The sequence below is a fragment of the Acidobacteriota bacterium genome (assembly GCA_039028635.1).
Classification (GTDB): domain Bacteria; phylum Acidobacteriota; class Thermoanaerobaculia; order Multivoradales; family JBCCEF01; genus JBCCEF01.
Window position 1 is genome coordinate 161,616 of the sequence record JBCCHV010000003.1, and the last position, 6,509, is coordinate 168,124.

The following is a 6,509-nucleotide window of genomic DNA, read 5'->3' on the forward strand; positions in this document are numbered from 1 at the left end:
GTAGAATCCAAGAATGGAACGGCGGCAAGAAGGGCAGCGTGCAAGTCCAGGGATGGAGCGGACATGTACCGACGACTATCGAGGAGAACAGTCGCAGTGGGGACTCGACTGGGGTGACGTCAGTCAGATCCGCGAGAGGCTCCAGCTCACGCCGACGGAGCGCCTGCGAGCTGCCCAGAATTTCATGAACACTGTATTCCGAATCCGCGCCCAGAACGGTGGTTGAAGCCCGATTCGACGAGGTTCTTCGGATTCTGAACCGAAACGAAGTCGAGTTCATCGTCGTTGGTGGTATCGCGGCGATCCTGCAAGGATCTCCTCTCAGCACCGAAGACATCGACTTGGTCTACCTCTCATCGGAGAGGAATCTGGGCCGTCTGGCCAACGCGCTTGGAGACTTAGAGGCCTACTACCTCGATCCCGCAGGCCGCCATATCGAGCCGGACGTTTCTCGGTTGGCAGGCATGAGTGTCCACCTGCTCAAGACGAACTGTGGCCGTGTAGATATGCTGCGCACTGTGGGCCAGAATTTGGCGTTCCAGGATCTGATCGAAGACACACAGCTGCTCGAAGTGGCGGACTTCGTGGTGAGAGTCCTCAATCTCGAGATGATCATCGCGACCAAGGAGCATGCTGGCCGGCCGAAGGACCAATCCCAACTTCCTTTCCTGAGGCAACTCCTTACCGAGATCCAACGTCGCGACGCCCAGTAGTTGGTTCAGCTCGAAAGGCCCCACCTCCGGAATCGAGAAGTCCCCATCCGGTGCCACTGCAATCCCGACGCTTACACGAACGCCCAGCGACTCACCAATTCGGTCCTCCCAGTCGTCACTGCTTGCGGAGCTTTTCCGGAGGACGATCTTCACTACCTATCAATCGGTGAGGTCATCTCTCGCACGAAATCGACGGGGCTCTTGAGCATATCGATGAAAGGTAGCTCGACGGAGCTCGCCGAAGGGGCACGCCCGTCGTGAGACGCGCTGTATCGCCACTGGTCTCCCTCGAGAACGAACCAGCGCCATTCATGACTGGCTTCCTTGCTGACGAAGTAATCCACATCTTCTATCTCGTTGTGGACCAAGTCGCATCGAATCTCGTCCTTCTTGACTCCAATATCGGTGCGATAATCACCGTTGATGTCTTCAAGCGTGAAGTCGTGATGGTAGGCCCTGGCGCAGCCCATGAAGCGAATTCGTCTCTTGGTGACACCGAGGTCCATCAGCCCTTCATGCAGCTCCTGCCTCTGTGGATCGAACAACAAGAAGACATCTCTCCCAGCCGCCGCTCTCGCCGACCCCTCTTTCTGAATCTGATAGGACGACAGGTGAAGACCGATGAGCTCATTGGTCACGCGAAAAGCCGTAACGGGCTTGCTGTAGTCGAACGAGGAGACATAGGTCGACTCTTCTTCCCTGACCTGCTGAGCAGGCATGAGCCATTCCCGAGGCACTGGAACCGACTGGCCATCCGAACTGTGCAAGGTGAATTCACTGCCTACAGAAACGAGCTGGAATCTATGGATGTCGAGTGCCTCGCCAGAGACGCAAGGCGGCGCGAGAAAGAGACCTATCAGCATGACGCATGAAAGAGGCTTGCAAAAGCTCATCGCCCAGAGGTCTCCCAAGTTTGGATTCGCAATCCCCAAGAAGAAGCGTGCTTTGCTATCTCGTTTCATCCGCTCGATCACAGCCACGAGGATCGCCGAAGAAGGAGCTTGTGTGCTTCCCAAGAAGGACGAAGTCATTTCTTGACGAGTGCAGCGATTTCAAGAGAACACCAGCACGATACCGGTTGATACGAAGCCCACGACAAGGGTCGAGAGCACAGCCAAGCCCACTGCTGGCAGCCCTCGGCGACAGGGAGCCTGGGGTAGTGCCCGAAAACCCAGCAGCCAAAAGACGGGTCCGCTGAGAAGAAATAGGCCGAAGGCAGTCACTTCAGCGAGTCCTGACAGCACTGGTCGTCGATCGGGCCACTGGGCGGGGTCCGCCAAGAGCACCGCGGCCACAGAGAGACCTGCCAGCAGAAGGACCGCCGCAGCCCCACCCTTGGCAAGACGGGGAAGGGTCCCAGCCAGACTGGCATGGATGAGCCCGATCGTGGCCCCGATCAGAAGAGCGACGGCCAAGATGGAGCCATAGTCAAGCGCCGCGACCACCGCGGAGGGCACTTCCCAGTCGGGTCCACTTTGGGCGATTCTGAGGAGCATGCCCGAAAGGCCGAGAGCGAGCAGGGCTGTACCCAGACCGAGACGAAGAGATACCTGAGGAGACACTTTGGGCGTCTTCACAGCTCGATTCGTAGCCATTGCTGCATGATTCTATCCTCGCCGGAGGGCGAAGTCGTCGCGGCCGAGACTTTGATGATTCGAGCTCGAAGCTGAGTGTTGCGAACCTAGCCTACTCTCGCCTTGCCGGGTTTCCAGATCTCCAGAGGGAACAGGCGAGCGGCGTGGTGGAAATCGCGATCGGTCGTCAGCAGGGTCAAGCGGCGACGCAGGCAGAGCTGGGCCAAGAGCGCGTCGATGGTGCTCAACTGGACTCCGCGTCGTCGGCATTGGTTGCGAAGCTCAGCAGCCTCGACGTGGTCGTTGCGATCCGGGACGATGATGGGAAGAAAACGGAATCGGTCGATCAGGGCCTCCGCCGCCTTGGGACCGCGCAGGCCCTGCAACAGCTCCTGAAGCACCAAACCCGTCGTCAGGACCGTTTCTCTCTTCTCCAGCGCATGCTGAAGACGCAGCGTTTCCTCGCTGCTCTCGGGGCGATCCCGGCGAAAGGCCAGAGACCAAACGCTGGTATCGACGAAGAGACTCAATCCCGAGCGCGTTCGGTCTTGTAGTCGTAATCCGGATCCCAGTCGAGAGAGCCGAAGAGCTCCACGATGCGGGCTTGTTCCCGGCGGGCGACGAGCTCTTTGAGGGCAAGGGTCACGGCAGCCGTCTTGGTCTTCACGCCACTGACCTCGACAGCTCGTTCGAGGAGATCGGGATCGATGGCTAGATTGGTCGCCATGGCGAGATTTTCGCACAAGCACTCGCACAAAGCCAAACGGCATTTGTCGACCTCCGCCGGAACGGCGCGGGCATCGAATCCCCAGGGGGTGGTAGCGGTGGCGCGGGACATCATCACCCGAGAGAACGCCAAACACTGCCCGAGTCCTTGCGATCTCGGTTTTTCAACCGCCTTCGGCGGCCGGGTTCGTCTCGGTCAGCGGTCGCCGAGAACGCAGGCCTTGATCATGCCATCGAGGATCGAGAAGGCGCGAAAGTGCGGGTAGCCCTGGCCGTAGGCGGACTGCTGGATCGAAACCACTAGGTCCAGCCTGGGCACGATCGCCACCACATTGCCACCGTTGCCGGAAGCGTAGAAAACTCGGTAGCTCTTTCCAAAAACGTCTCGATCCGCTACCAACCAAAACCGGCCATAGCCGGTCTGAAGGAACGGCGGGCCGTCGACCGGGAATCGACTGCGCAGACTTTCTTCGACCCACTGCCGACTGATGATCTGCTGGCCGTTCCATTGACCCTGGTTCAAATACAGAGCTCCCAACTTGGCGAAATCGCGGGCGGTCACGAAGAGGCCGCCCATGCCGTGGGTGGTGTTCTTGGGGCCTTTGGTCCAGTAGTACTGGGACATGCCGAGTGGCCCGAAGAGATGCTCGGCCGCGAAGTCCGAGAGCGTCCGGCCGCTGGCCCTCTCAACCGCCGCCCCAGCGAGATAGGCCGCCGCCGAGTTGTATTGATACTTCTCCCCGGGGGGAAAGCTCATCGGGAGATCCAAGATGAACTGCACGAAATCATCCGACTCCCGGAGGTGCAGCTCATTTCCCGGCGTCCTCACGTCGTAGGCATCGGCTGCCATGCCCGAGGACATGTTGAGGAGATTCTCCAAGGTGATGTCCTCTTTACCGTTGCCGGGGTTCGCGTACCCCTTCGGACTCCCAAAGAGTGCAAGAACGGTCTCACTAGTACCTCGAATCAGGCCCTGGTCGATGGCGATCCCGACCAGTGCGCCGGTAAAGGTCTTCCCGGCCGACCGGACATCGTGGATCGTGTCCACGGCGTAACTGTTGAGGTACTGCTCCACGACCAGCTTGCCATGGCGGGCGACGAGGATGCTCCGCAGATTGTGGGTGCCGTGAGAGTAGCCGACGGTGGTGATCACGTCCTTGACCTGGGCTGGATCGATGCCGACCTCCTGCAAGGTCCCCACGGCCCATCCATCGTTGCGATCTCGAGGCTGAACGTGATCGTAGGACTGACCTTCGGCTGAGCAGAAGGGCAAGATGATGAGCAGGGTCATGAACCGTGCGATGCGTCGCGTCATAGGCCTCCCTCGAGTTCCGGAGAGCGTCTTGTCGTGGCATTGCACAACGGCATAGCCCAAGAGCCGGTCTTTCCGGCGGGTCTGTCCACGATCGTCAGGCGACCCTCCTGGCGCCATCGTAGCCGCGCCCCGGTTGAGCGATCAATCACGGCCCCCGAAGAGATCGACCTCCACGGCTCCTCCAGCACCGAATCCCGCCGGGCTCCCCGAGGTGGGTCGCCGGTGGTAGATTGCATGCCGATCCCAAACGTCGGTCGACCTGCCCGTCGCACTGCTGAAACCTGCAAAGCCCCAAGAGACAGAAACTCAAGCGAGGTTCTCCATGAAGGTCTTGGTCATCAACTGCGGATCGTCGAGCGTCAAATACCAGGTGATCGACACGGCGACCGGCGAGGCGCTGCACACCGGTGTCGTCGAGCGGATCGGTCACCAGGGGCAAACCCACGAAAAGGCCGTCACCGAAGTTCTCGCGCAGGTCGAGGGATTCGAACCCGAGGCGGTTGGCCATCGCGTGGTCCACGGCGGCGAGCGTTTCCAGGACGCCACCTTGATCGACGACGAGGTGGTTGCCGGAATCGAGGGCTGCGTTCCGCTGGCGCCGCTGCACAATCCGGCGAACCTCTCCGGCATTCGGATCGCCCGCCAGGCACTGCCGGCCCTGCCGCACGTCGCGGTTTTCGACACCGCATTTCATCGCCGGCTGCCCCGCAGGGCCCAGTACTACGCTCTCGATATCGACCTGGCGCGCCGCCTCGGCATCCGCCGCTACGGCTTCCACGGCCCGTCCCACGCCTACGTCTCGCAAGTGGCCGCCGACTACCTCGAGCGGGACCTCCGCGAGCTGCGCCTGATCACCCTCCATCTCGGCAACGGCGCCAGCGCCTGCGCCATCGAGCTCGGGACCTCCGTCGAAACCTCGATGGGCTTGACGCCCCTCGAAGGATTGGTCATGGGAACCCGCTGCGGCGACCTCGATCCCGGAGCCGTTCTCGAGCTGGTACGCCAGCTCGGCGTCGACGAAACGGATCGAGTCCTCAACCGCGAAAGCGGTTTGGCGGGCCTCAGCGGTCTGGGCAATGACCTGCGCGATATCGAAGAGCAGGCGGCCGCCGGCAACGACCGCGCCCGCCTGGCGATCACCGTCTACGCCCACGCCGTGCGCCGCTATATCGGCGCCTACGCGGCCGCCATGGGCGGGGTCGATGGCATCGTTCTGACCGGCGGAATCGGCGAGAACAGCGCCCAAATGCGCCGCCGGATCCTGCAGCAGCTCGACTTCCTGGGCGTCCGCCTCGATGAAGACCGCAATCAGGACGTGCGGGTCGGAGCCGACTGCCCGGTGGTAGACGTCAGTGCCGACCGAGCGCTGGTTCGTACGCTGGTGGTCAAGACCAACGAGGAGTTGATGACCGCCCGCCAGACCGCCCTGGTGGCCCAGGGCAAGACGGAGGTCCGTACACCGGGACCGATCCCCATCGCCATCAGTGGTCGCCACGTGCATCTCGACCGGGCCTCGATGGACGCCCTCTTCGGCCCCGACCGCGAGCTCACGGTCTACCGCAATCTCTCGCAACCGGGCCAGTTCGCCGCCCACGAAACGGTGACCCTGGTCGGACCGCGAGGGCGTATCGAAAATGTCCGGGTGCTCGGGCCCTTGCGCAAGACGCCCCAGATCGAGATCTCACGAACCGATGAGTTCGCATTGGGCGTCGACGCGCCGATTCGCGCTTCAGGGAAGACCCAGGGTTCCGCCCCGATCACCCTGATCGGACCAGCCGGCACGCTCCATCTGGAAGAGGGCCTGATCTGCGCCTGGCGCCACATCCACATGACGGCCCAAGATGCCCTGGCCTATGGCGTCGAGAACGGCGACCAGGTCGAAGTCGCGATCCAGGGCGGTGATCGCGACCTGACCTTCGGTGATGTCCTGGTACGGGTCAAAGACAGCTACGTCCTCGAGATGCACATCGACACCGACGAAGCCAACGCCGCCGAGCTGTCGAGCGGCGGCGCCCGCGGCGACCTGATCTTCCAGCCACCGGACGTTGCCGCCTCGGCCAGCCTGCAACGTCGACGCACGCGCTAGCAGGTTGCTGAAAAACTCGTTGGCAACCTGCTACCGGGCCCGAGAGGGCCCGGCGGTGGCGAAGCCACCGCGATGGGTGAGGAGGCCCAAGAACC

At 61.8% G+C, this 6,509-nt stretch carries 7 protein-coding genes; 3 read left to right on the forward strand and 4 right to left on the reverse strand.

Translation table 11 applies throughout. From position 1 onward, the window contains the following. The first annotated feature begins 52 nt into the window (after window positions 1-52). Complete coding sequence (locus AAF604_02580; protein MEM7048511.1) at window positions 53-226, forward strand: hypothetical protein; 174 nt, start codon at window positions 53-55, stop codon at window positions 224-226. Continuing rightward, window positions 219-713, forward strand: a complete 495-nt coding sequence (locus tag AAF604_02585) for a nucleotidyltransferase (protein MEM7048512.1) — start codon at window positions 219-221, stop codon at window positions 711-713. Before AAF604_02580 ends, AAF604_02585 begins: the two co-directional genes overlap by 8 nt. A gap of 152 nt (window positions 714-865) precedes the next feature. Here AAF604_02585 and AAF604_02590 read toward each other — a convergent pair whose 3' ends face one another. The 4 genes from AAF604_02590 to AAF604_02605 form a co-directional block, all read right to left on the reverse strand. Further along, window positions 866-1,693, reverse strand: coding sequence for a hypothetical protein (locus AAF604_02590; protein ID MEM7048513.1), 828 nt, complete (start codon window positions 1,691-1,693; stop codon window positions 866-868). 701 nt (window positions 1,694-2,394) lie between these two features. Next, window positions 2,395-2,817 (reverse strand): PIN domain-containing protein, encoded by a 423-nt coding sequence (locus tag AAF604_02595; protein ID MEM7048514.1) that lies wholly within the window; start codon window positions 2,815-2,817, stop codon window positions 2,395-2,397. After that, window positions 2,814-3,014, reverse strand: a complete 201-nt coding sequence (locus tag AAF604_02600) for a type II toxin-antitoxin system VapB family antitoxin (protein ID MEM7048515.1) — start codon at window positions 3,012-3,014, stop codon at window positions 2,814-2,816. Before AAF604_02600 ends, AAF604_02595 begins: the two co-directional genes overlap by 4 nt. Window positions 3,015-3,209: 195 nt before the next feature. Continuing rightward, the gene (locus AAF604_02605) at window positions 3,210-4,214 is read right to left on the reverse strand and encodes a serine hydrolase (protein MEM7048516.1); all 1,005 of its coding nucleotides are present in this window, start codon (window positions 4,212-4,214) and stop codon (window positions 3,210-3,212) included. Between the two features lie 436 nt (window positions 4,215-4,650). Between AAF604_02605 and AAF604_02610 the strand changes: the two genes are divergently transcribed. Then, entirely contained in the window at window positions 4,651-6,414 is a 1,764-nt protein-coding gene (locus tag AAF604_02610; GenBank protein MEM7048517.1) for an acetate/propionate family kinase, read from the forward strand. Window positions 6,415-6,509: the final 95 nt, after the last annotated feature.

Excerpts from the sequence above, each read along its gene's own strand:
- AAF604_02580 (MEM7048511.1), top strand. The coding sequence starts at position 53 with ATGGAGCGGACATGTACCGACGACTATCGAGGAGAACAGTCGCAGTGG.
- AAF604_02600 (MEM7048515.1), bottom strand. The coding sequence starts at position 3,014 with ATGGCGACCAATCTAGCCATCGATCCCGATCTCCTCGAACGAGCTGTC.
- AAF604_02610 (MEM7048517.1), top strand. The coding sequence starts at position 4,651 with ATGAAGGTCTTGGTCATCAACTGCGGATCGTCGAGCGTCAAATACCAG.